Annotated in this window: 23 protein-coding genes; 13 read left to right on the forward strand and 10 right to left on the reverse strand. The window is 50.6% G+C overall.

Annotated elements, in window-relative coordinates; genetic code table 11:
- Nucleotides 1-20 precede the first annotated feature (20 nt).
- From VPR01S_RS08370 to VPR01S_RS08385, 4 genes are all read left to right on the forward strand, one after another.
- Nucleotides 21-1,367, forward strand: coding sequence for a magnesium transporter (locus tag VPR01S_RS08370; protein ID WP_021704883.1), 1,347 nt, complete (start codon nt 21-23; stop codon nt 1,365-1,367).
- A 420-nt stretch (nt 1,368-1,787) separates the two neighbouring features.
- A complete protein-coding gene (locus VPR01S_RS08375; protein WP_021704884.1) occupies nt 1,788-2,690 on the forward strand; it encodes an AraC family transcriptional regulator in 903 nt (300 codons plus the stop codon).
- Between the two features lie 493 nt (nt 2,691-3,183).
- Nucleotides 3,184-4,422 carry a cytosine permease gene (gene codB, locus VPR01S_RS08380; protein WP_021704885.1) on the forward strand — a complete coding sequence of 413 codons (1,239 nt, stop codon included), beginning with the start codon at nt 3,184-3,186 and terminating at the stop codon, nt 4,420-4,422.
- A 9-nt stretch (nt 4,423-4,431) separates the two neighbouring features.
- On the forward strand, nt 4,432-5,709 hold the full coding sequence (locus VPR01S_RS08385; protein ID WP_021704886.1) for a cytosine deaminase: 1,278 nt from the start codon (nt 4,432-4,434) through the stop codon (nt 5,707-5,709).
- 39 nt (nt 5,710-5,748) lie between these two features.
- On the opposite strand, the gene VPR01S_RS08390 is transcribed toward VPR01S_RS08385, so the two are convergent.
- The 6 genes from VPR01S_RS08390 to VPR01S_RS08415 form a co-directional block, all read right to left on the reverse strand.
- Nucleotides 5,749-6,456, reverse strand: a complete 708-nt coding sequence (locus tag VPR01S_RS08390; protein ID WP_021704887.1) for an ABC transporter ATP-binding protein — start codon at nt 6,454-6,456, stop codon at nt 5,749-5,751.
- An 18-nt stretch (nt 6,457-6,474) separates the two neighbouring features.
- Nucleotides 6,475-7,758 carry an ABC transporter permease gene (locus tag VPR01S_RS08395; RefSeq protein ID WP_021704888.1) on the reverse strand — a complete coding sequence of 428 codons (1,284 nt, stop codon included), beginning with the start codon at nt 7,756-7,758 and terminating at the stop codon, nt 6,475-6,477.
- A gap of 2 nt (nt 7,759-7,760) precedes the next feature.
- Nucleotides 7,761-8,975: an ABC transporter permease gene (locus tag VPR01S_RS08400; protein WP_021704889.1), complete on the reverse strand. Its 1,215-nt coding sequence runs from the start codon at nt 8,973-8,975 to the stop codon at nt 7,761-7,763.
- Nucleotides 8,972-10,249 (reverse strand): TolC family protein, encoded by a 1,278-nt coding sequence (locus VPR01S_RS08405; protein ID WP_021704890.1) that lies wholly within the window; start codon nt 10,247-10,249, stop codon nt 8,972-8,974. Before VPR01S_RS08405 ends, VPR01S_RS08400 begins: the two co-directional genes overlap by 4 nt.
- Entirely contained in the window at nt 10,242-11,372 is a 1,131-nt protein-coding gene (locus VPR01S_RS08410; RefSeq protein ID WP_021704891.1) for an efflux RND transporter periplasmic adaptor subunit, read from the reverse strand. The genes VPR01S_RS08405 and VPR01S_RS08410 overlap by 8 nt, the downstream gene beginning before the upstream one ends.
- A 182-nt stretch (nt 11,373-11,554) precedes the next feature.
- A complete protein-coding gene (locus VPR01S_RS08415; RefSeq protein WP_021704892.1) occupies nt 11,555-12,325 on the reverse strand; it encodes a TerC family protein in 771 nt (256 codons plus the stop codon).
- Between the two features lie 875 nt (nt 12,326-13,200).
- On the opposite strand from VPR01S_RS08415, the gene VPR01S_RS08420 reads away from it, so the two are divergent.
- The 4 genes from VPR01S_RS08420 (at nt 13,201) to VPR01S_RS08435 (ending at nt 17,203) form a co-directional block, all read left to right on the forward strand.
- A complete protein-coding gene (locus tag VPR01S_RS08420) occupies nt 13,201-13,656 on the forward strand; it encodes a dCMP deaminase family protein (protein WP_021704893.1) in 456 nt (151 codons plus the stop codon).
- 519 nt (nt 13,657-14,175) lie between these two features.
- A complete protein-coding gene (locus tag VPR01S_RS08425) occupies nt 14,176-15,612 on the forward strand; it encodes a glyceraldehyde-3-phosphate dehydrogenase (protein WP_021704894.1) in 1,437 nt (478 codons plus the stop codon).
- 157 nt (nt 15,613-15,769) lie between these two features.
- Nucleotides 15,770-15,970 carry a hypothetical protein gene (locus VPR01S_RS08430; protein WP_021704895.1) on the forward strand — a complete coding sequence of 67 codons (201 nt, stop codon included), beginning with the start codon at nt 15,770-15,772 and terminating at the stop codon, nt 15,968-15,970.
- Between the two features lie 75 nt (nt 15,971-16,045).
- Nucleotides 16,046-17,203 (forward strand): alpha/beta hydrolase, encoded by a 1,158-nt coding sequence (locus tag VPR01S_RS08435; RefSeq protein ID WP_052035736.1) that lies wholly within the window; start codon nt 16,046-16,048, stop codon nt 17,201-17,203.
- 22 nt (nt 17,204-17,225) lie between these two features.
- Here VPR01S_RS08435 and VPR01S_RS08440 read toward each other — a convergent pair whose 3' ends face one another.
- The 3 genes from VPR01S_RS08440 to VPR01S_RS08450 are packed head-to-tail and all read right to left on the reverse strand — an operon-like array spanning nt 17,226 to nt 19,502.
- The gene (locus VPR01S_RS08440) at nt 17,226-17,696 is read right to left on the reverse strand and encodes a heme-degrading domain-containing protein (protein WP_021704897.1); all 471 of its coding nucleotides are present in this window, start codon (nt 17,694-17,696) and stop codon (nt 17,226-17,228) included.
- The gene (locus VPR01S_RS08445) at nt 17,693-18,733 is read right to left on the reverse strand and encodes an oxidoreductase (protein ID WP_021704898.1); all 1,041 of its coding nucleotides are present in this window, start codon (nt 18,731-18,733) and stop codon (nt 17,693-17,695) included. The genes VPR01S_RS08440 and VPR01S_RS08445 overlap by 4 nt, the downstream gene beginning before the upstream one ends.
- Before the next feature lies 1 nt (nt 18,734).
- A complete protein-coding gene (locus VPR01S_RS08450; protein WP_021704899.1) occupies nt 18,735-19,502 on the reverse strand; it encodes a DeoR/GlpR family DNA-binding transcription regulator in 768 nt (255 codons plus the stop codon).
- A gap of 192 nt (nt 19,503-19,694) precedes the next feature.
- On the opposite strand from VPR01S_RS08450, the gene VPR01S_RS08455 reads away from it, so the two are divergent.
- The 5 genes from VPR01S_RS08455 (at nt 19,695) to VPR01S_RS08475 (ending at nt 24,288) form a co-directional block, all read left to right on the forward strand.
- On the forward strand, nt 19,695-20,180 hold the full coding sequence (locus VPR01S_RS08455) for an acyl-CoA thioesterase (protein WP_021704900.1): 486 nt from the start codon (nt 19,695-19,697) through the stop codon (nt 20,178-20,180).
- 120 nt (nt 20,181-20,300) lie between these two features.
- A complete protein-coding gene (locus VPR01S_RS08460; protein ID WP_021704901.1) occupies nt 20,301-20,543 on the forward strand; it encodes a hypothetical protein in 243 nt (80 codons plus the stop codon).
- A gap of 184 nt (nt 20,544-20,727) precedes the next feature.
- Nucleotides 20,728-22,092 (forward strand): paraquat-inducible protein A, encoded by a 1,365-nt coding sequence (locus VPR01S_RS08465; RefSeq protein WP_021704902.1) that lies wholly within the window; start codon nt 20,728-20,730, stop codon nt 22,090-22,092.
- Nucleotides 22,085-23,731, forward strand: coding sequence for an intermembrane transport protein PqiB (gene pqiB / locus VPR01S_RS08470; protein ID WP_021704903.1), 1,647 nt, complete (start codon nt 22,085-22,087; stop codon nt 23,729-23,731). The genes VPR01S_RS08465 and pqiB overlap by 8 nt, the downstream gene beginning before the upstream one ends.
- Nucleotides 23,731-24,288, forward strand: a complete 558-nt coding sequence (locus VPR01S_RS08475; RefSeq protein WP_021704904.1) for a PqiC family protein — start codon at nt 23,731-23,733, stop codon at nt 24,286-24,288. The genes pqiB and VPR01S_RS08475 overlap by 1 nt, the downstream gene beginning before the upstream one ends.
- Before the next feature lie 251 nt (nt 24,289-24,539).
- Here the strand turns inward: VPR01S_RS08475 and malG are convergent, their stop codons facing one another.
- A complete protein-coding gene (gene malG / locus VPR01S_RS08480) occupies nt 24,540-25,430 on the reverse strand; it encodes a maltose ABC transporter permease MalG (protein WP_021704905.1) in 891 nt (296 codons plus the stop codon).
- Nucleotide 25,431: the final 1 nt, after the last annotated feature.

Consider the following 25,431-nt stretch of genomic DNA (forward strand, 5'->3'; position numbering starts at 1 on the left):
CAAAAACAAGGGCCTCCAGAGTGAGCGAATTTCAAGATTTATCCTTTCAAATAGAACAACTGTCCAAAACCGATCAGGAGCAACAACCTCAGGTACTGAATGAGCAGATAGAAGAAGGCCTCGAAGCCGGCTCCGTCGCTCTTATCCTCGAAGCGTTTCCCATTGATGATCGTGTACGTCTGTGGCGTGGGCTCCCCCTCGAGATGCACATTGATGTCCTGACCGAGATGCGTGCCGACGTGCGCCTTTCGATCATCCAGTCACTCTCTGAAGTTGAACTGAAAATTACCTTGGCCAAACTGGACAACCTATCGCTGATTGAATGGGCCGACTCTCTGCCTGAAGCCATCATTAATGACGCCATCGAGCTGATGGAAAAAGATGAGCTTGAACTGTTCGATCAGGCCAATGAATACGAAGATGACCAATTGGGCCGCTGGGCTGAACGGAAAGTAATTGCGCTCCCGTTTAATATTTCAGTCGCCAAAGCGCGTGAACTGATGGAGCGCTACAGTTACGAATCGCCGGATCACCTTTACTTGATCAACAAGAAGAAACAGATGCGCGGCATGGTGCGCTATTTGGATTTACTGCGCAGTGAACCAACGGAGCGTCTGAAAAATCTGGCAATAGAACCCATGACGACCTTAAATGCCAGAACGCAGTTGCCCGAGTCCATAGAAGCCCTGGAACACAGCTCTTTGCCCGCTCTGCCCGTCGTAGACGACGAACAAATTCTGATCGGTGAAGTGAACTGGCAGTTTGCGCTGAGCACGCAGCGTGAAATTTACGAGACCCGTTTGATGGCGGGTACCGGTATGGATGAAGGCGACGATTTGTTCGCTCCCGTGTTGAAAAGTTCGCAAAAGCGCGGTGTCTGGCTCGGTATCAATCTACTGACGGCCATCCTGGCGTCCATCACCATCGGCTTATTCGAAGATGTGATTGCTCAAGTTGTGGCGCTGGCGGTGTTGATGCCCATCGTGGCATCAATGGGCGGCATCGCAGGCAGCCAGACTCTTACTTTGATGGTGCGGGCAATGGCGTTAAATCAGATCACCCCTGGTAACCGGATGGCGCTACTGAAAAACGAATTAGGCATTGGTTCTCTTAACGGTTTGGCCTGGGCGGCGATCATCGGCATTCTCGCTGCGCTGTGGTTTCAGGCGCCAATTATCGGAGCCACGATTGCGCTGGCTATCGTGGTGAATATCATCACCGCAGCACTGTTTGGTGTCTTGATCCCGATCGCACTCGATAAGTTAAAACTCGACCCGGCCCTCGCCGGTTCGGTCATCCTGACGACCGTCACGGATGTGGTTGGCTTTTTTGCTTTCCTCGGTACGGCCAGCCTGGTGATGCTATAGTCAGTAATCAAGCGGTCTGGAGGCCGCTTTGTTTAAGCTGAACGCGAATAAAATGACAACTGTCATTAGCAAATATGTAAACATTTGCACATTGCATTTTCAATTTGCAATTTCAAACACTTATTTAGCCCCAAAACCCCTGACAAAGCCCTAATTTTGGTTGCTATAAAACTTGGCACATATACTGCATTAATAAATCTGACCCTTGTAAGCCGAGGGTCATCTAGCCAACTGACGTTGTTAGTGAACTCCGATTGTTCGCATCATACATAAGCCAATTGCCCTTCTTGCAATTGGCTCTTTTTTTATCTGTGAGAAAACTCAGGTTTCTACCCAATTCCATTTCGCTCTCGCAAAGATGTTTGAGTAAGCTTAACTCAACGTTCATCACCCTATATAACCTCTCGGCCAGCTGCCATTATGTCTGTCAATTATCATACTCGTTTACTTCCAGTGGTACGCCATTTAGAAACGCATTTCAATGAACCTCTTAATCTCGATAAGGTGGCCGCTTTGGCGTGTCTCTCACCCTATCACTTCCATCGCATCTTTAAAGCGGTCATGGGCGAAACACTCAATGAGTATTTACGACGCCTGAGGCTGGAAGCCATCGCGAGTACGCTCTTCTATCAAAAGCCCAGTGTGACAGCCATCGCCCTGGAGTACGGTTTTTCCAGTTCTCAGAGTCTGGCCAAAGCATTCCGGCAGCACTTTGGGTTGACACCCAGCCAGGTGCGAGACTGTGTCGACTTAGCCTCGTTTGCCCAGTTATTGCAACACAGCAAGATCGGACACACGTTGCGCAAGAATGGACACGCCGGTGACATCGAGGCTCCCTACACTACAGATGAACCGCTAACAAGGAGCATCATTATGGACACTATGTCACTCGCCCCCGGCCATCTGGCTTACATTCGCGTTACTGGCCCGTATGGGGAAAACTATCAACCTGCCTGTGAGAAGTTATTTGGTTGGGCAGGTCCGAGAGGATTGGCTGGTAATACCTGTATTTTCGTTTATCACGACAACCCAGAAATCACTGCGGCCGAAAAATGTCGTACGGACATCTGCCTGGTCCTGGACGAGCCGGTTGAAACCGCTCAGGGTATCGAGCTCAAATCGTTTGACGGAGGAGAGTACGCTTTTATTCGCAAAACCATTACAGACCACAGTCAATACGCCCCGGCCTGGGACGAGTTAATGGGGCAGTTGGTTAAAAGTGGGCTCGATTCCGACGACAGACCCTGCTTCGAGCTATATCACTCGTGCGACGACAACACAAACGTTTGTGATGTCAGCTTCTGCACCGCGATTAAAGCCTGAGTACCATCTGGGCGGTTGGTTTATCACCGCCCAAAACAAACAACCACGTTACAATTCGGTAAAAGCCGCTCAAAAGCATAGAAAAACGAGCGAAAAAATCAAAAATCAAATCATACCCCGCATTTACACAACAAATCACGCTCACATTTCATACATCCCGTATTCCCTCAGGTAATATCACTCAAAAGTGGTTCAAAATCCTTGCCAAACTTCACCATAAACCCGGTGAATAAGTAAAACATAAAAAAATCACCAAAGACACGCCATCATTTGCATTCAACAGAACAAACACACCAACAACACCCTTAAAAAAACCAAAAAAGTAAAAATTTCAAATCTTTGTTTTAAAAGAAAATAAAATCACAAAACATAAAAGCAAACGTTTTAATAGCAATAAACTCATTGACTCTCAATTTTACATCATCATAATACGCGCCGTTTGCCTGGATTTTGGTAACGTAAGTTTTCGACAATCAGATAGCGGAGGTTAAAAATGGCTGCAGACAACAACTACAGTCTTGGTCCGGTGCCAGTATCGGCCAGAAAAGGAGTCGCATCACTGACCATGGTGATGCTGGGGCTGACATTTTTCTCCGCAAGTATGTGGACCGGCGGTTCACTCGGTACCGGCCTGAGTTTCAACGACTTCTTCCTTGCTGTACTCATCGGCAATCTCATACTCGGTATTTACACGTCTTGTCTTGGCTACATCGGCGCTTCAACCGGCCTCTCCACCCATCTCCTTGCGCGTTTTTCTTTCGGTTCTAAAGGCTCATGGCTGCCCTCAGCCTTGTTGGGTGGAACGCAAGTGGGCTGGTTTGGCGTCGGAGTTGCGATGTTTGCGATTCCGGTGCAAAAAGCCACCGGTATTGATACAGATATTCTGATTATCGTGTCTGGTTTAATGATGACTGCGACGGTCTATTTTGGCATTTCAGCTTTGATGATTCTGTCTGCCATAGCGGTACCGGCCATTGCAATTCTGGGGAGTTGGTCCGTTTCTGAAGCCATAAACAGTGTGGGCGGTTTGAGCGAGCTACAGACCACACAACCAACGCAACCTATTGACTTTTCGGTTGCTCTGGCCATGGTTGTCGGCTCCTTTGTCAGCGCAGGTACACTCACTGCAGACTTTGTTCGTTTCGGTAAAAAGCCAGCAGGCGCGGTCCTGGTGACCATGATCGCGTTCTTTATCGGTAACTCACTGATGTTTGTTTTCGGTGCAGCCGGCGCCTCAGTGACTGGTCAGTCGGATATTTCTGAAGTCATGATGGCACAGGGGTTATTGTTGCCTGCCATTATCGTCCTCGGTCTTAACATCTGGACCACCAATGACAACGCGCTCTACGCCTCCGGTCTGGGTTTCTCCAACATTACCGGTCTGCCGAGCAAATTCATTTCTATATTCAATGGCCTGATTGGCACCCTGTGTGCGCTTTGGCTGTACAACAACTTTGTGGGCTGGTTAACCTTTCTTTCTTTGGCTATTCCGCCTATCGGTGGTGTGATCATTGCGGATTTCATGATAAATCGTAAGCGTTACCGTGATTTCTCGACCGCAGAGTTTCAGACCATCAACTGGGCCGCAATCTCCGCTGTCATCATCGGTGTGGTTGCAGGTCATTTCCTGCCTGGCGTGGTACCGGTCAACGCGGTACTGGGCGGGGCATTGAGTTACCTGATACTCAATCCTATTATCAACAAAAAAACACTCGCAACGCAGACGGCATAAGGACACGTCATGACAACATTACTGATAAAAAACGCCAGACTTGAAGGCGAAGAACCGCTCAAAAACATCTTGATTGAAAACGGCTGCTTCAGCCGGATCGACCCTGCGACGGACAGTGATGAATTTGCAGGCCAAATCCTTGATGCGAAAGGCGGCCTGGCTGTCGCTCCTTTTTGTGAACCACACATTCATTTAGATACCACGCAAACGGCCGGTGAGCCGGCCTGGAACATTTCCGGAACGCTGTTTGAAGGCATAGAGCGCTGGGCGGAGCGCAAAGAACAGCTCTCTATCGAGGATGTGAAAACACGTGCAACCCAAACCCTCAAATGGCAAATTGCCAACGGCGTGCAGCACGTCAGGACGCATGTCGATGTATCTGATCCCACTCTGATCGCTCTCAAAGCAATGCTTGAGGTACGGGAAGAGATGAAGCCCTGGGTCGACATACAGATCGTGGCCTTTCCTCAAGAAGGTATCCTCTCTTATCCCAATGGCAAAGCGTTACTCGAAGAAGCGCTCAAACTAGGGGCAGACGTGATCGGCGCAATCCCCCATTTTGAGTTCACTCGTGAATACGGTGTTGAATCACTGCACTATGTGTTTGAACTGGCGAAAAAATACGATCGACTGATCGACGTACACTGCGATGAAATCGACGACGAACAGTCCCGCTTCGTTGAAACGCTGGCGGCATTGGCGCACAAATACGCCATGGGTAATAAGGTCACAGCCAGTCATACAACCGCTATGGGTTCTTATAATGGCGCCTACGCGTCACGGCTATTCCGATTGTTGCGGATGTCCGGCATTAATTTTGTCGCGAACCCACTGGTGAATATCCACCTTCAGGGCCGTTTTGACGATTACCCTAAACGCCGTGGCGTCACCCGGGTGAAAGAGATGCTCAACGCAGGCATTAATGTCTGCTTTGGTCACGATGATGTATTCGATCCCTGGTATCCTCTCGGAACCGCCAACATGCTCCAGGTGCTGCATATGGGCCTACATGTGTGTCAGGTGATGGGCTATGACCAGATCAATGAGTCGCTCAAACTCATCAGCAGCCACTCCGCCCGCACGTTAAACATTCAGGATCACTACGGCATTGAAGTCGGCAAACCAGGCAGTCTGTTGATCCTACCAGCAGAAAGTGGTTTTGATGCACTGCGCCGTCAGGTCCCGGTGCGCTACTCGATACGTCATGGCAAAGTGATTGCTGAGACGGCCCCGACCGTCACGCAGATTCACCTTAAAAATTCAGAACCGGTCGATTTCCGGCGTTGAGAATAAAGGCGAGTGTCATCACTCGCCTTTTTATTATTTTCAAGCTGGCACCACAGGTGCCCGATCGGAAATCACCGCGCCATCTTTAATGGTGATCACGCGCCGGGTCCGCTCTGCCAAAGCGTTGTCGTGGGTCACGATGATCAATGTCCTGCCTTGCTGGTGAAGTTGATTGAACAACGCCTCGATCTCCGCTCCCGATTTTGAATCCAAAGCTCCGGTAGGTTCATCAGCCAGAATAATGTGTGGATCGTTCACCAGTGCCCTCGCGATCGCCACACGTTGCTTTTGTCCGCCTGACAGCTGATTCGGCTTGTGATCCAGCCTGTCACCCAGCCCGACCAGCTCAAGTAAGCGGGAAGCACGAATACGCCGTTCTTTCGCTTTAACTCCGGAGTACACCAGCGGCAAGGCCACGTTGTCCAGCGCGCTCGCGTATTCCAGCAAATTGAAACTCTGGAATACAAAGCCAATTTTCTGATTGCGAATCGATGCCAGCGCATTAGCACTCAGCGCCGAAACATCCTGTCCATCCAGATAATATTCACCGTTCGTCGGCTGATCCAGACATCCCAGCACATTCATCAGCGTGGACTTTCCCGATCCTGACGGGCCAAGGATCGCCAGAAACTCGCCCGGCGCTATCGTCAGATCAACCCCATCCAGTGCGCGGACTTCGGTTTCACCGCTAGCGTAGTACTTACAGATATTGTTGAGCCTGACCAAAGGTTTGTCGGATAACATCATGATTTTTCGTTCAACTTTTTATTCACTTTGCAGTGCCTGCAACGGCGTAATACTGGCGGCACGATTTGCCGGTAGCCAGGCTGCAGCAACACCAATCACCAGTAGTGTCGCGATCACAATCGCCACCACCAGCCAGGACAACTCGGGAATAGGTTTACCCAGTTGCTCGTAAAACACGTTTCCGTCCAGATTCACCGCTCCGATTGCCGATACCATGGCGTAAGTCACTCCAAGTCCCATCACCCCACCCAACATCATTGTCAGCATGGACTGAATCAGATAGTGCAGCCGGATAGCTGTTGGGGTCGCCCCAACCGCCATACGCACACCGATGTCGCGGGTAGAGCGCTTCACGGTGGCATACATCACGTTGGCAATACCCACGCCTGCTACAGCCAGCGTAACGAAACCGATGATGCCAAGAAAGCTTTGTAAACCAACCAGAAACTGCTGCATGCTTTTTTGTTTTAAAAACATATCGTCGATTTGCACAGCCTGTTCGTCGGCCACACTGGCTCCATGTTTACGCGCCAGGATCTGACGTAAGGTCGCAGCCAAAACCAACCGATCGGCATGCTGACTTGGCTGGACATTGATCGCGCCGATATCACCATTTGTATGAAAACGTTGCCAGGTCGACAAAGGCACAAAACTGGAGTAGTTCACCGGATCGCCCCATTCGATATCCGCACTGTTTTTGGCCAGTACCCCAATCACGGTAAACTCTTCCGATCCGAGTTTGACCTTTTGACCCACCGGGTTCACTTTTAGCTTCACCGCAGCAAACCAATTAAACGCTTCATTTGGGTTAAACAGATCCGCCGCGCTGGCATAACCCAACACGATCACCTTACGCTGCTCTTTTTGATCGAGCGGATTAAACCAGCGGCTGCCGGGCATCATCTTCAGTCTGGTCATGGTCGCATATTCCGTCGGAACCGCAATCGGGTTGCGCCACGTTCCCCGGTCACCAACGGAAAGTCGCTCATCCCATTCTGCGCTCGGCAGCGCAGTGAGTACCGCTGGTAACGCCTGCAACGCGGCGCTATCATCAACCTTGAGTTTGAGCGGTTGTCCCTCATGAAACACGCCGTTGTCGATACTCGCCATCCCACCCGTTACATACAAGAGATTGCCATTGCCATTTTGGATCGTGCGGATAACACTCAGGCGGATCCCCTCTCCAACCGCGAGCATAGACGCAATGCACAACGTCGCCCAGGTGACAGCGAGAACCGTCAGCGTCAGGCGCAGTTTCTCAGCGGCCATTTCCTGAATAATTTGTCGCATCGGTAACAACATCGTCACACCCTCGCACTCAAAGCCACGACCGGCGTCAGTCTCGACGCACGGCGGGCCGGAAAATACGACGCCATCAAAGCCAGTGCGACAGTGACGAGCATGGAAACACCAATCGAACCTAGCGTGATCACCGGGGTTCCCATCCAGTCCGGTAGTGATAGTTGAACCAGTAAATGAACCGTCCCTGCAGCGACCAACAAGCCTGTCAAAGTACCGACAACGACGAGAGTGAGCCCTTCGGCAAGGAACTGAATCATGACTGAGTTTTGCGTTGCGCCGATGGCCAACCGAACCCCAATTTCACGGGTTCGCTCCGTCACCGAAAGGAACATAATATTAGCGACCCCTAACGCGCCGACAGCCATGGTCATCGCCCCGCTGGCGGCGAGAAATAACTGGATCCCGCGTAATATCCCGTTGATCACATCCGCGCCATCACTAAGATCGGGCAGATGAATAGCGTCCGTATCGCTAGGGTCGAAATGCAGCTGACCCGCGAAATAACGCAACAGGTTCTGGCGCAACAGAGGGCCATTGATCTCCTGTGCGGGCTTAACCAGCAGCAACCCTGGTTTGTCATTCCAGATATCCAGATAGGTGGTTCTTGGAATCAACACACGACGCTGATCGCCAAAGGAGATCCCCGAATTTTCATCACTGAGTACACCAATGATGTAAAACGGGATACCCTTGACCTTAATCCTGTCCCCAACCGTCAGTTTGCCCATCTGAGCAATCTGGTTACCGACTATCGCAACACGGGTGTGGTTATTGAGATCCGAGGGGGTAAATCTCCTGCCTCCCGGCTTCAGAGTTAGCTGCGCTAACGACAAATATGCGTCATCGGTACCGCCAACATTAGACGTGAGGGTCTGACCTTTGCCGTTAGTGACGGCCGCATCCCACTGTTCGTACATCAGCGCCAGTTTAGAAACGTACCCAGTTTGCATCAGACGGTTAGCCTGCTCCGCGGAGATTTGAATCGTCCGCCGTGCCGCTAATCCCTGCCATGGTTTACCGGTTTGAGAAGGTGCCACAATCTGAGTGCTGTTGGTCAGTAGAGCAAAAGCCGCACTCTGTTGGCGATAAAAACCTTCTCCCAACGCCATCAGAACCACCACAGAAATCACACCCCAGGATATGGCAATCACGGCCAGCGCACTTTTCATTCGGTGTGCCGTTAATGTCTGTCCGGTTTGTTGCAGCACGTTGATCATGAACGCAATGCTCCGGAAATCATGCTGATGGTGTTATCGTCTAGTTTACCGGCGGCTTGTAACAGGCCAATACGCTGACGCCAGTAGCCATACAAGTTCTGCTGCAGACTATTTCTGGCCGTAAACAAATCGTTGTGTGCATCAATAACGTCCGAGGCCTGCGCCATCCCCGCGTCATACAGTGTTTCTTTACTACTCAGCACTCGAGCACGGTAATCAACCAACTCTTTGGCCATCAGCACTTGTTGCCAGTTGAGCCTGACTTGCTCGAATTGTTGTTGAATGCGTTTTTGAATGTCGATCTCCACTTTGCGAACATCTTGCTTAGCACTGAGAATCGTCAATGATGCCTGATCCACTTTAGCCCGAGTCGCACCGTTTAAATCAATCGGCACAGTCAATGATAGCCCGGCACTGAACTCGCCCTCTGAACGTCGATCGCCGTCCTGATACCCAAGGTTCCCCGTCAATTTCGGGTAATAACCGCCTTGTGCGACCTTTCTCGCGACTTCGCTAACCTTGAGTTTCTGCATCGCCACCAGCAATTCGGGGCTGTTATCTTTGGCCAATTTCAACCACTCGGTTTTGGTGCTGACCAGCATGGCAGGTTCCACCAGCGTATCGGTCTGAATCTCATCCACGTGTTCAGGCAGACGGTCTATCAGCGCCGCCAATTCAGCGCGCTTTTCTTCCAGTCTCGACTGGGCACTGAGAATCGCCGCTTTTTCCGAGATCTGGTTGGCACGCATATCTTCGATGTCAATCGACTTCGTCTTACCCGCCCGGTAGCGCTTCTCAGAGATCCGCAGCAGCTTATCGCCTTCCGCCAATTTGTTCTGTGCCAGTTGTAGGTCACCTTGAGCGCTGGCCACATCCAGGTATGCACTGATGAGCTGTTGAGCCAGCGCATTGTGTGCTTTTGACAATTCCAGCTCGGAGGCGACGTAGCTGGCCTGTGCCTGATCCAAACCGGACCATAGCGTGCTGTCCCAGATAGTCTGAGTAATGTCCGCCCCATAACTGGTTGCGTTTCGGTGATTGTCATTCCAGCTTGTGAACGCCGTAGCATTCATCGAAGGCAATAACGCACTGCGACTCTCGGAAACTTGCACTTCACCGGCACGAACTCCGATCTTTGCCTGCTCATACGATGGATCGTACTGTTTCGCCGCCTGCCAGGCCTCTTCAATCGACAGGGCATAACTTGGCATGGCCAACAACCCCACTGACATCACCAGCATGCCTCGCACCGGGCGCCAAATTTTGTTACCCATGCACTGCGTCCATCATGCTGTTGTCAATGATCTGCTCATCCAGACTGACGCCTTCAATGACTTCCACCTGAATACCGTCCGACAAACCGAGTTTTACCGGCTGGGAGTGAAAGCCCTGTTCAGAGTTATCCGGGATCAGGACGGTGGGCGTGTCCCCCTCAAACTTCAATGCACGCTCTGGCAACGTCAGAACATTCTGTGCCTGTTTGAGGGTGATTTTCGCGGTAGAGGAAAAACCGGAACGTAGCGTGACGGTATCCGGTATTTGCAGGTTGGCCACTTCCACCTCAAAGCCGTTATCAAAGCTCTTGGCTGAGGTGTCTGCCGGAGCATTGAGGTTTTCCGACTGGATCGCGACCTTGGTCAGTGTGCCGTGTATTTCGAAATCCGGAAACGGCGCTACCGTCAACACGACCGGCATACCCGGAGTTAACTGCGCAGCATCATGTTCGCTGACACTGCCTTTAAAAACCATGCTGTTCATGTCCGCCAGCGACATCATTTCTGTCGCCGCCTGACTGGATTCAGTCGAAATAATCGGTTCACCCACTTCGACTTTACGATTCAATACCGTACCGTCAATCGGCGCATAAATGGTCGACGTCAGTTTGGAATTGCCCACCGAAGCTTCCCCACTTTGAATCAGTTCCAGATTCTGGCGTTTTTGTAACACGTCAGCTCTTGCGGATTTCACCTCTGATCGGGCGGTGACATACTCGTCATAATTACGCGGAATGATATTCTGTTTGATCAGGCTCTCCAGATTGGCCAATTTCTGACGTGCCGATTCTAAATCCGCTTCACTGCGCATCAGCGCAGTAGAGGCTTCTGTCAAAGCTTGGGGCGTCGGATTTGGACGCACTTTTATCAGAGCCTGACCTTGTGTCACTTTCTGCCCAACTTGGACGTATATTTCACCCACAATGCCATCAATTTGTGATTTGATTGATACCGAGTGCGCGGGCACGATTTTACCCACCGCAATGGCTTGCTTTTCAATACTGCCTTTTTCTACACCAATGGTCGGAAAGGGTTGAGGTGTAGGGCCGGAGTTAACATAAAGAGACACACCACCGCCGACAATGCTGGCCGCTATCAGCGAGAGGATCCAGGGTTTGGACATGAATGACTTCCATCTACGATTAAGGCTGTAGCCATCTGACTACGTTAGGATTGTTAAGTTCCGTCCAATAATACAGTGTACAAATCCACCCCAGCCATCGATTTAATGTATGGGTTTGTATTTACAATACGCGTAAAACAAAAAGGGAAGCGTTACGCTTCCCTTCTCTACTCAAGCCACATTTAACCGAGCATGGCTTGACGATTTTTACTCATCGGACGAATACGTCGAATCGCCACTGCACGATGCTGTTTCTTTTTAATCTGGATATGGCATAGCTCCAGAATCAAACCAAACGCCATCGCAAAATACACGTAACCTTTGTTGACATGGATGGCAAAGCCTTCCGCCATCAACAAGCCACCGAGCAGCACCAGAAACAGCAACGCCAGTGTTTTGAAGCCCGGGTAACGAGTCACCAGGTTATTGATCTTTTCTGCGGTCATCGCCATTACCACTGCCGACGCCAGAATCGCCGCGACCATCACGGGAACATCTGAAGTCAGGCCGACAGCAGTAATCACCGAGTCCATCGAAAACACCGCGTCAACAGCAACAATCTGTAGCAACACGACCGCCAGTCCGGTACGAACTCGAGTGGAGTGCGCAGACTCGACATGCATCAACCACGACCAAAGTTCCTTAGCACTTTTGGCCAATAGGAAGGCACCACCCAGGATCATAATCGTGTCGCGTCCGGTAAAGGTCATACTGGCGACAGACCATAATGGTTGAGTTAAAGACATCACCCAGGATATCGAAAAGACCAACACGATACGCGCCATGACAGCTAACGCAATACCCAGATTACGTGCGGTTCGACGTTGATAAGCGGGAAGTCGTTCACACAGCACCGAGATAAACACTACGTTGTCGACGCCCAAGACAATTTCAAGGACAAACAAAGTAGCAAATACGGCCAGAATTTCGGGTTGTAAGAAGAGTTCTATCATGATTCAGCCTCCGCATATAAGGAAGCCGAGAAGAAGTGAAGTCGCCTGAAGGGGTCGTCCATTGAGTTTTTTATACCTCTGTTACTTAGGGATCCGTAGTAAATCACCCTGGTGAAACTAAGGCAATAGTGGCAAGTGTAACAATTTATGACAAAAGAAAACCCCACCAAGCTCTCGCCTGGTGGGGTCGGTTCTTACTCGCAGCAATCCGGCTACTTTAGGTGCTCCCTGCATCTATTCCCTGATAGTAAGCTGCATCCTTCAGCACTTTCCGTATCATCGCCTTCCTAGCGGTGTCCTTTATCTGTCTTCCTGACAGACGTGCCTCAGTCCTTGAAGTTGTCCATTAACCTTCCGTAGTGTAACCATCCTAGTTACTGAGCTTCCAGCCAATGTCCTTCGCTTTCCTTGCCAATCATTCATCCTGAATAATCGAATCTTCTTCCTGAAGATGACCAATCCATGGGTCTTTCCTGTTCCGTGTCGGCATCCTGCTGACACCTTCAAGATTAGGCGATGGGGATTTTTCGACAACTCAGACTTCTCACAAACTCAGTCGAATAAAAAACCACCACCAAAAAATAAACTTTAAAATACAATAACTTAATAAATTACAACGCCTATGTCTGGTAAAAATAACGATGTAGTCTCACGCCTTTGTAAGAGATCTCGCACAAGAACTTGAGCAAATTCACCCATCAGGATGCTGCCCTCAACCAAAAACGCAGTGACGCACTTCACAGTCTTTTATCTGCTGCCGCCTTGTACTCATGACCTGAGTGTCTATTTTTCTGGACTCAAGCCAAATAAATTAGGATATTATTGCTGAATTCAATCACAGCAATCACAACGCCGCTAATTCAGAGGAACGACGAATGATTTCGAAATGGGCACAACGCTTTTACCAAATGGCAAAACTTGTTGGCTCCTGGAGTAAAGACCCTTCCACACAAGTGGGTGCCGTCATTACTAAACAAAACCGAATTGTATCCGTTGGCTTTAACGGCTACCCGCACGGTATCTCAGACAGCGCCAATACCGACGATCGGGATATGAAATACCTGAAAACTTTGCACGCTGAGGAAAATGCGATTCTGTTCGCCAAACGAGATTTGGATGGCTGTGAAATCTGGGTTACACATTTTCCATGTCCGAACTGTGCCGCCAAAATCATCCAAACCGGCATTTCGGCCGTACACTGCCCCGAGCAAACGGAAGATTTTCTCTCTCGCTGGGGAGATAAGATTATGGTGAGTCAGGAAATGTTTCTTCAGGCCGGCGTGAAAGTCAATTGGCTTCCCTTAAGCGATCTTGAACACATTGACGTCTGATCAATTCACTGTGTCGAAAAGGCTCCTTAACGGAGCCTTTTTCATCTCAACGAGTAGAAATTGGATTTGCACAGCTGAAAACCTCGCCTCTTAAAGCGCCAAAACACTCTTTTTTGCTCGCCGTAACCACTTCCAGTGAAACGAGGCTAATTGCACTCATTCATGTTCACTAAAAAAGCGTAATTTGTGACACAAACCAAACCTCAATCCCACACACTTACACCAATTACAAAAGATACTGAGAAATGAGTATTTTTTAACAAAAAATAAGTTTGCAGTTCTGAAATTGTCAATAGCCGCCAGTCATTGAAAAACACGGTAAATGGGTTGTCTTTCTGCGCTTATCCAGCAAAAACCACCAGAATTAATTTTTCTAGCAGAATAAGATGTTAGCCATTACAATCCTGCCACATAAAAATTACAACAGAATTACAGATTCTAATAACCCTCTGCTTACCTCCCCCTACAACTACCAGGTCAGCAGAGTCAGCCCATAATGTGAAAGGTCCTATACATACGATGAGTCCAGAGAAACACCTTCTTGACTGGCAAACCAGCCAAACGATTGCTGAATCCATTTGTCCCCTGATTGGCCAGCTTTATCGACAAAAAGGCGTAGAAGTTATCCTGTTTGGAAAAACGCTGATTAACGCTACCACCATCGATATCATCAAAGCACACCGCGTCGCCCGCCGTTACACCGGCACCCCTCTTTCTGCTGAGCAAACTCAACCAATTATCCAATGTCTGAGCGAAATGGAACTGTCTCCTTGTCGAATCGATATTGGTCAGCTTGCTCACCAATACTGGAATGGACGCGACGATGCACACGGTATTAAAGACTTTATTCACACTGCACTGGTCGGTGCCATGAATGGCCAAACCGTGTCTGAGCCTCGTGACGTTGTGCTGTACGGTTTCGGCCGCATCGGCCGTCTGCTCAGCCGTCTGCTGATTGAAAAAAGTGGCCCTGGTTACCCGCTTCGCTTACGCGCCATTGTGGTTCGCGGTGGCAAGAAAGGGGATCTGGAGAAACGTGCCAGCCTGCTGCGTCGTGACTCAGTTCACGGTCAGTTCAACGGCAGCATCATTGTCGATGAAGAACGTAAAGCCATCATAGCAAACGGCAACTACATCCAGATTATTTATGCCAACAAGCCAGAAGACGTCGACTACACCGCTTACGGCATCAACAATGCACTGATCGTTGATAACACAGGTGTTTGGCGCGATTCAGAAGGTTTGAGCCAGCATCTGCAAAGTAAAGGCGCGGCGAAAGTACTGCTGACGGCGCCAGGCAAGGGCGATATCAAGAACGTGGTCTTTGGTGTGAACGACAACGTGATTGGTGAAGATGACACCATCATTTCAGCCGCTAGCTGTACTACCAACGCCATCACTCCCGTTCTGAAAGCGATGAACGACAAATACGGCGTGCTTTCAGGTCACATTGAAACGGTGCACTCGTTCACCAACGATCAGAATCTGATCGATAACTTCCACTCCGGTGAACGCCGTGGCCGCAGTGCATCACTGAACATGGTTCTGACCTCGACTGGCGCCGCCAAAGCGGTTGCAAAAGCACTACCAGAACTCGCGGGCAAACTTACCGGCAACGCAATCCGGGTACCAACGCCTAATGTGTCTATGGCCGTTGCGAACCTGAACCTGGAAAAAGGGACAGACAAAGACGAGCTGAACGAATTCCTGCGTGGTATGGCGTTAAATTCTTCGTTGTCCGCTCAGATTGACTACACCGACTCAACCGAAATCGTATCCAGTGACCTGGTGGGCTCTCGCCATGCCGGTGTGGTTGACGGTGCGGCCACGATCGCTCAGGGCAACCGCTGTGTACTGTACATCTGGTACGACAACGAGTTCGGTTACAGCTGCCAGGTAGTGCATTGTATGGAACAGATGATGGGTGTGCGCTACAAAACGTATCCATCGGCATAAATTTAAGACTCCACAACACTAAAACTATAAACCTACTTTCCCCGTACTTGCCGCCCTACTTCATTGAAGGGCGGCTTTTTTGTTTTTCTGAACAGCGTTCATCTTTGGTTCATCTTGACCCTGATAATCTGAACCTGTAGATAGAGAGGTACGTATTATGAGTAGACTTATCGTCACGTTTCTGACAATTATCACCGGCTTTTTTGCTCTGGTTGCCAGCCTGATTATGGTTATCCCGCTGACGATCGCCGCGCTGATCACCGGACGACGTATCCAGAAAGAGATGCAAAACTATCATTTCGCCACAGAGCAGAACGCCGTTATTGAAGGCGAATATGAAGAAGTTCCGAAAAAATAGACCAGCGATACTCTCCCGCATCAAACGACATATTTTACCGGCAGCGTTCCTACTTGGCGCTGCCGGCTTAGTGACATCCGCAATAAGCGGTGTAGCAGCAGTCCGGAACACCCGAGTTATTCCAGTGCACCATCGCTGCCCCCTTATAATCAGGCCACATTCAACGAGTACGTCGACGAAACGCGTCAGTGGCTCGAACAACATCGCTTTTTTATCAGCGATGATCATGCACGCGAAATCGCATTGAACCTGCCTCATGAATATCGTCCAGACACACCCAATGGTGAAGCGGTGCTGTTGGTGCATGGACTGGGAGATTCACCTTACTCCTTTGATGATATTGCCCGACACCTGGCCACCAAAGGCTATTTGGTGCGCACGATTCTGTTGCCAGGTCACGGTTCGAAAGTCGGCGATCTGATGCTTCCATCCGAACAGGATTGGCAGGGCGTAGTGCATCACCACACCCAGTTGCTCAAGCAAGAGTCCGATAAAATCTGGCTGGGCGGCTATTCCACTGGTGCCAATTTGGTGACCACTGAAGCCTTACAAGATGCAAGTATCCAGGGTTTGCTGTTATTTTCTCCGGCGTTTAAGCCCGGCAATGACATTGTCTCCTGGGTCGAAATCGCCAGTTGGTTTATGACATGGGCGGATCAGGATCCAGAAGACAATTACCTGCGTTACAATTCACTGCCAATGAACGGTGCCGTTGTCTACTATCAGACTTCAGAAACCGTGCGCAACCAACTGGCACAAACACGCTTTGAGCGGCCAGTATTTATGATCATGAGTGAAAGTGACAGCGTGATCAGCACCGACTATGCGATGAACACCTTTACCAACAAAATGCCCAATCCCGGCAATGTACTGGTTTGGCAAGGGGAAACGCCCTTGGCCGATCAGCGGGCCGTACGTTTTAGCATGAGGATTCCACATCTGCGGATTTCTAATGGCTCCCATATGGGGCTACTGTTTTCACCGGAAAATCCCGAATATGGTATGAACGGCCACAATATGATCTGCAGCAATGGTCAGGATGAAGAGTTGCAACGGCTGTGTGCGCAAGACAAAGAAGTCTGGTACTCAGCATGGGGTTATCGTGAGCCAGGGAAGATACATGCCCGCTTAACCTATAACCCCTACTTTGAGCAAAGCATGACGCTGCTGGATAAAGTCATGAGTACGCCAACACCAGCTCGATACGTCGGACGCTCGCTTAACGTGCAATAAGCCCCTCGCGGGGCTTATTTGTTCATTGTGTTTGTTCTTGAAAAACACTTTGTAGCGCATCGCTTACCATTTGGTGATCGTCGAGTTGAGCGAGGCCAGAAACCGTCACCGCCCCAACCAACCCAGATCCCGCAATTCGAATCGGAAACGAGCCACCATGAGCACAATATTGCGCGGCATCGATATGCGGCTGCGTTTCAAACTCGCGCTGCTTTTGCGCGTTGTACAGCGACAGGTAGTAGGAACTGCGGCCATAGCGCAGCACCGAATTGCGTTTGCGGCGCATCCAATCGAGATGATCCGCACACGTGCCCGGCATGGCGTATTGAAATAGTGTTTGACCAAAACCATACACTTCGATCGCCACCGCGACTTGCTGGCTTTCCGCCATCTGCTTGAGCGCACAGCCCAATTGCCACGCCACATCGTGGTTAAAATGACTCAGTTGCAGCACCTCTTCTTGCTGCGCAATCTCGGCCAGTGTCAGGCTCATAACTTCACCCGCAACGTTTGACCCGTTTTGCTGCTCTCCAGCGCCATTTCAATCAGCGCGATGTTTTGCAGCGCCTGCTCTGGCGGCACCGGGTTGGCCGTGCCGAGACGAATCGCATCCGCCACGCCTTTGAAATAGAGCTGATAGCCGCCCAGTTCTGTCGGAATGGTTTCTGATCCCGTTTCGCTGTGTAACTGACCATACAGCGACGCCTCTTCCTGCGACCATTGCGGACTGTCCGGTTGCTTGCCTTCTTTGAGGTAGGTTTCCTGTGGATCGAGGCCGTATTTCTCATACTTCGCCAGGCTGCCCAGCACTTTGTAGCGCAGGTTCGGCTCTGGGCTGTAGAGGTTTGAATGCAGGTGCACCAAGTGATTTGGGTAGTGCAGGATCAGGTTGTAGTAATCGATGGTGGTGGCGCCCGGGCGCATCATGCGGCACTGCGCATTGATCGCTTGTGGCAAGCCAAACAGCGCCAGCGCTTGGTCAAGCAGGTGCGGCGCCAAATCAAACAAAATACCGCCGCCATCTTGCGCCAGTTCACGCCAGCGCTGACGAATTTCCGGACGGTAGCGGTCGAAGTGGGATTCAAACAGTTTGATGTCGCCCAAACGCCCTTCCGCCATCAGCTTTTGCAGCGTGAGGAAATCGCCATCCCAACGACGGTTATGGAACACGCTCAGCGTTAAGCCTTTTTCCGCCGCCAACGCAATCAGCTCTTCACCATCTTCAATGCGTGTCACGAACGGCTTTTCAACGATCACATGCTTGCCATTTTGCAGCGCGCGTTTGGCCAGCGGGTAATGCACATCGTTCGGCGCGGTGATGATCACCAGCTCCGCATCGCTGTTGTCCAGCAGATCATTGGCATCGCCAAACCATTGCGCGCTCGGCCAATCGGCCGCGACTGCGGCTTGTTGGCTGGAACTGATCGCACTCAGCGTTAGCTCAGGCAGCGCGTTGATGAAAGGCAAGTGAAAGGTTTTCGCCGAATAGCCGTAGCCAATCACGGCGGTTTTTACCGGAGCGTAAGTCATATCAAAACTGTCCTTCTGGTGCGGTCGCCACAACACACTGAATGTCGTGACGGTCAAATAATTCTTGCAGTGCTGGCGCGGGGGGCGCGTCGGTGATCACCATGTCGATCGCTGCCACATCACACACGTGATGGAAATTTTCGGTGCCCATTTTGCGCTGTTCGCACACCAAAATGATCTGCTGCGCTTGCGCCATCATCGCGCGTTTCATCGACGCTTCTTGTTCATCATTGGTGGTCAGGCCGCGCTCAGACAGCGCGCACACACCAATAAACGCCTTATTCACATGATAGCCAGCCATTTGCTGCTCAGCCTGCGCGCCCAGTATGGCGCGGCTGTACGGGTCAAAATGACCGCCCAGCAGATGCACCACATGCGAAGAGCCCTCTTCAACCTGAGCCAGCGTGTTAACCGAGTTGGTCACGATGGTCGCGGGCGCCGCCAGATAACTGGGGACGAGGGCCAACGTAGTGCTGGTATCAAGCACAATGTAGTCCTGTGCATCCACCAGCGATGCCGCGCACTGCGCCAATGCGTGCTTGGCCCTGCTAACAGTTTTAGCAGAGAACGGCTCGCTTTTCGGCGACACCGGAGCCAACATCGCACCACCACGAATGCGCTGAATGCCCGGCAGCTGGGTGAGTTTCACCAGATCGCGCCGCGCGGAATCACGCGACACACCAAACTGATTGCAGATATCGGTCGCGGTAATTTTCCCCTGCTGCTTCATCAGGGTTTGTAAGTGAACTAGGCGCTCTTCTTGGGTCATAAACTTAAAATCACGTAAGTCATTTTAAGTTATTCTAAACTTATTGTTCTAAATGTCACGGGAAATCTTCCTCATGCAGACCACCCCATTCACCGCCATAAAGCCAAAATCACTAACAAGTAAAAAATCAATTACACTTTTTTTACATTTCCAATGTATGATGAATCACATCAAAATAATGAGGACAAACCTATGAGCAGCGGACAACGCAACATCACATTACGGTTTCTGGCAGAACCCGGTGATGTAAACTTTGGCGGCAAGGTCCACGGCGGCGCTGTCATGAAGTGGATTGACCTGGCCGCGTATGCCTGTTCAGCCGCCTGGAGTGGCAAGTACTGCATTACCGCCTACGCCGGCGGAATCCGGTTTGTGGCTCCGATCCATGTCGGCAACCTGGTTGAAGTCAGTGCAAAAGTCATTTACACCGGAACTACCTCTATGCACATCGCTATCGATGTTCAGGCCAGCGATCCCAAAGAGATGAAAAATCGTCTTACCACGCATTGTATCGTGATCATGGTGGCGGTTGATGAGGCTGGTAAGCCAACGCGTATTCCGGAGTGGGTGCCACAAAGTGAGGAAGACATCGCCCTACAGCAGTCTGCCATTCGCCTGATGAACATGCGCAAAAAGATTGGCGAAGAGATGGAAGCGCACGTCAAATACCTGAAGTAAAGTCATGTTTAACGCGTTTTATTTGTAATCGTTTACCTCTGTCATTTTTCTTTCATCTTTGTTTGATTTAATCCGCGGTTCATTACTGCGCAAAGGCAGGAAAAGACAGAGGAATCCTGATTGAGCCTGAACACCACACTGAGCGCCGATACGCTGGCCAACCCCAAATCGGTGGAGTATCAATGGGTACGGACGATGTACGTCGAAGGCTACGACACACAGGCAATCAATCATTACATCCGCACCTGCTTCGGCGGCGATGACATTTTCGCCGATCTGTTTCGCAAAGTGGCGTTACAACAAGAGAGTATCTACGTGCTGCTTCAATACGTCGGGTGTGCTCCTTCCAGCCGCGAGTTCTGATCGCCCTCGTTTTCTGCTACAGTTGCTCCTTTCTCACAAACGCAACTATTCTCAATATACACTGCGTTAATCCTATGAATATGAGCAAGTTACCTGCAAATTTTCACTTGGATTTAACTATCCAGGTGGACAACTACACTATATTGACGCCTGATATAATCAACCTAACCAAATGGAAGCGATGATGGAAGGTGCTCAACCTATTGAATCACCTCATAAAAAGATTGAGAGCACGACCTCTCAGCACCTGATTGCTTGCGAAGAATGTGGTCTGGTTGTCGATATTCCCGCCGTCGCAGCAGGACAAAAAGCTCAATGCCCGCGTTGTCATCATACGTTACTGAAACAACCGACCAACCCGTATCAACGCCCGATTGCTTATGCAATCACATGCCTGATTACGTTGATTCTCAGCGTCTCGTTTCCTTTTATGTCGTTCAGTGTCAAGGGCCTCACACAAGAGATCACGTTGCTGCATTCGGTCAAGACGCTGGAGCAGTTTCAAAACTCGCTACTCGCCTCGCTGCTACTGGCAACGGTCATCGTACTGCCGGCGATTTACATCTGTTGCCTGCTTTATTTACACCTAAAAGCCCTGCATTTTCGTCGTCATCCACCAAATCCAAAGCAGAGGCACACCACTAAACTCATCTGCCGGGTCCTGTTTCAGGTTGAGCCCTGGTTGATGGTGGATGTGTTTCTGATCGGTGTACTGGTCAGCCTGATCAAAATCGCGTCTCTGGCAGACATTGGCATGGGCACCTCCTTCTGGGCGTTTTGTGTCTATACCGTCTTGGTCGTGAAATGCATCTCCATGGTTGACAAAAGTTGGTTGTGGGATCAGTTCATTCCAAGCATCCCGGTTGACCACGTCTGCGATGGTGACAGCCACCTCTCGGCCAATCATGTCAGTTGTCATGTTTGTCATCAGATCAATCCGCTCGACGAACAACGGCACAGTCGTTGCGTCCGCTGTGGCAGCCGCACACACAAATATGACCCATCCGGAGATCTGCAGAAAGCCTGGGCACTGCTGATCGCCTCTGCGATTTTTTATGTGCCGGCCAACCTGTATCCGATGATGTATACCGTAAGCTTGGGCCACAGTGAAGGTTCTACCATCCTCGGGGGGGTGATTCTGCTATGGCAACTAGGCTCCTATCCCATTGCGATGGTGATTTTCTTAGCCAGTATTTTTATTCCATTAGCCAAAATGTTCACCTTAGCCTGGCTGTTTGTCACCGCAAAAAACATGCACAAGCACCCGCGGCAGGAAAGCATCACCCGCTTAAAAGCGTATCGTATTACTGAGTTTATCGGCCGTTGGTCGATGATTGATATTTTCGTGGTAGCCATTCTGGTCGCACTGGTTCAGCTCCACAACCTGATGGCCATTTATCCGGGTCCGGCCGCCCTTTCTTTCGCTGCTGTCGTGATATGCACCATGCTCTCCGCGATGGTATTTGACCCGCGCATGCTCTGGCAACGTATGCCAACGCACGCTCAGCAGCCTATTGATCTTGTGAACGAGAAAACCAACGATGAGTGAAGAGAAAAAAACCTCGGCTAACGTTCAACCGCAACGGCACATTTCCACTATCTGGATCATTCCGATCCTGGCTTTGGCAATGGGTGCCTGGATGTTGTACCAACACATCACCAGCACTGGTCCGGAAATCACGTTAAAAATGAAGACGGCCGAAGGTATTGAAGTGGGCAAAACAGAGATTCGCTCTCTGAACGTGAAAGTTGGTACCGTCACTGAGGTCACGTTAAGCCACAACTACGATTACATCCTGGTCACCGCTCGCATGAACAAAGACGCAGAACGGATGCTGAAAAAAGACACCCTGTTCTGGGTCGTTAAACCACGTATTGGCCGGGATGGCGTGTCTGGCTTGGAGACCCTGCTCTCCGGAGCCTATATCCAACTTCAGCCCGGCCACGAGAAAGAAAAGCGCGAAGAATTCACCGTACTTGACGTCCCGCCAGTGGCACCGCCGGACGCCAAAGGATTAAGGGTCGTTCTGAGCAATCAGGAAGCGGGCAAGCTGTCCGTGGGTGATCCGGTGATCTACAAAGGCTTCACTGTCGGGCGTGTTGAGAGCACCAGCTTTGACGTCAACACGCAAAAAGCCCTCTATCAACTGTTCATTTTTGAGCCCTACGACAGCCTGGTCCGCACCCGATCCCATTTCTGGTTGTCATCGGGGGTCGACTTGCAGCTCAATGCCGAAGGTTTCAACCTGAGATTCGGTTCACTGGAAAGTTTGTTGACTGGCGGCGTGACCTTCGATGTACCGCGAGGTATGGACTCGGGCCAGCCCGTCACAAAGCAGATGCGTCGCTACCGCCTGTTTGACGATCACAAACAGGTCCGAGAAGGCCTTTACGACGAATACCTGGAATTCGTGATGTTGTTTGATGAATCGGTGCGCGGCCTCAGAGCCCGTGCTCCCGTGGAATACCGTGGGATCCGCATCGGTACCGTGATGCGCGTTCCAATGCGCATGCCGACTCCGGATGAGGACTTCTCTGCCACCCAAATTCCTGTTCTGGTGCGCATTGAACTGGGGCGTGTCTACGACTCGTTTGAACAAGTGCCAGTCGAGATCCTCAAAACCAAGTTACGTGAAGAGTTCAAACGAGGCCTGCGCGCCACCCTCAAAACGGGCAGCTTGTTGACGGGGGCTCTGTATATTGATGCGGATTTCTATCCGAAGGATCAGGCAAATCAGCCGGAGTCATTTGAAGGCTACGATGTGTTTCCGACCAGGCAAGGCGGCTTTGCCGAAGTGCAAAAACAAGTCACCGACTTGCTGCAAAAACTGAACGATCTGCCGTTGGACGATACGCTCAACTCTCTGAACGCCACGTTGGAAACCTCAGAGAAAACCTTGGCATCAGCCGAACGCGTCGCCGCCAGCCTGGATACTTTGCTCAAACAGAAAGACACTCAGGCGCTGCCAAAAGACATTCGCGACAGTCTGAAACAGATCCAGGATACCCTCAATGGCTTTGGACCAAACTCGCCAATGTATTCCGAGCTGCAGTCTGCGCTGGGTCAGTTTGAACAAGTCATGACAGAGTTTAAACCCGTACTGCGTCAGTTAAATGAAAAGCCGAACTCTCTGGTGTTTGGTGATGAAAAAGCGCAGGACCCTGTGCCGGCGAAAGGACAGAAATAATGAAAAAATGGTTAGTTTTCAGCTTAGTTGCACTGGCAGGCTGCAGCGCAACACCACCCGCCAGTCAGTTGTATGTGTTGCCCGCCCCTGAAGCCACGGTCAGGGCTCCACAAACCGCTCCGATCCTAGTTGTTCGGCCAGTCGAACTGGCGCCTTATCTGGACAGCGCCGGGTTGGTTTACCGCACCTCTGACACTCAGGTGATCCAAACTAGGCAGAACTTGTGGGCACAAAACCTGTCAGCCCAGTTAACGCAACGCCTGGTGGCGGACTTACGCAGCAAACAAAGTCAGTACTGGCCAGTGCAACTGAACCCGGTGATGACAAGCCGTGGTCAACCTATGCTGCTAGTGCGCGTCGAACAGTTCAATGGTTCGTATACAGGCAACGCTGATATCAGCGGGGAGTGGACACTGGTTGACGCTGAAGGACAGATTCAGCAGACCCAGGCTTTTCGTCACAGCGTCCCCCTTGACTCAGGAGGCTATCCGGCATTGGTGGAAGCATTGGCGCAAGGCTTTCAGCAAGTCACCAGCCAGATTGCGCAAACCCTATAACTACTCACGTCAAGCTATACAAAGAGGGCCTGGCGCCCTCTTTTGCTTTCCTACCGACATAAAAAAACCCAAGCGGAAGCCCGGGTTTTGGTTACAAAAAACTGTTAGTCGTTGGATAGTAAGGAATCAGAGCTAACAGCCAGCTATGCGTAACGCCAGAACTGCTCTTACAAACCAGCTGATCGGCGGCCAAACCAAAAGTGCTGGATGAAGAAACAAAATGGGCGACCTTACGGTCGCCCTTATTCTTATTATCCTTTCACACCGCCGGCGGTAAGTCCTCCGACTAACCAGCGCTGCGCAAGTAAGAATACGACGGTTATTGGCAATGCAGACAATACTGCTGCGGCTGCAAAATCCCCCCACAGATAGTTCTGAGGGTATAAATACTGCTGCATACCAACCGCTAAGGTGTATGAGTTTACATCAGAAAGAAGCAAAGATGCTACCGGAACCTCACCCACAACCATGATAAATGACAAGATGAATACCACCGCCAGAATCGGTACAGACAGCGGTAACAGCACCAGTCTGAAGGCTTGCCATGGTGTTGCGCCATCCAGAGCGGCCGCTTCTTCCAACGAACCATCAATGGTCTCGAAGTAACCCTTAATCGTCCAGACGTGCAGTGCGATCCCACCTAAATACGAGAAGATCAGGCCGCCATGCGTGTTCAAACCAAGGAAAGGAATGTACTGACCGAGCTTATCAAACAAGGCATAAATCGCTACCAGCGCCAACACTGCCGGGAACATCTGAAAGATCATCATCGCTTTCAGGATAGTGTTTTTGCCTTTGAACTTCATCCGTGCAAACGCATACGCTGAAGTCGTCGACAAGGTCACAATCAGAACCGATGTGATGCCTGCAACTTTAATTGAGTTCCACAGCCAGGTCAGTACCGGGAACGGCGGCGGCGTCACGGTGCCATCCGCATTTTCGACAGCCATGCCTAACGCCAGTTTCCAGTGCTCAAGCGACGGATTATCCGGGATCAGGCTGCCAGTAGCGAAGTTACCCTCACGGAAGGAGATCGCAATTACCATCAGCAGCGGAAATATGATCAGTGACAGGAACGTCCACATCGCGATGTGAGTCGCCCAGACACGGTATTTTAATGATTTACCTTGTACCATTGCCATT

Origin of the sequence: Vibrio proteolyticus NBRC 13287 (assembly GCF_000467125.1) — a bacterium.
In the GTDB taxonomy this organism is placed as follows: domain Bacteria; phylum Pseudomonadota; class Gammaproteobacteria; order Enterobacterales; family Vibrionaceae; genus Vibrio; species Vibrio proteolyticus.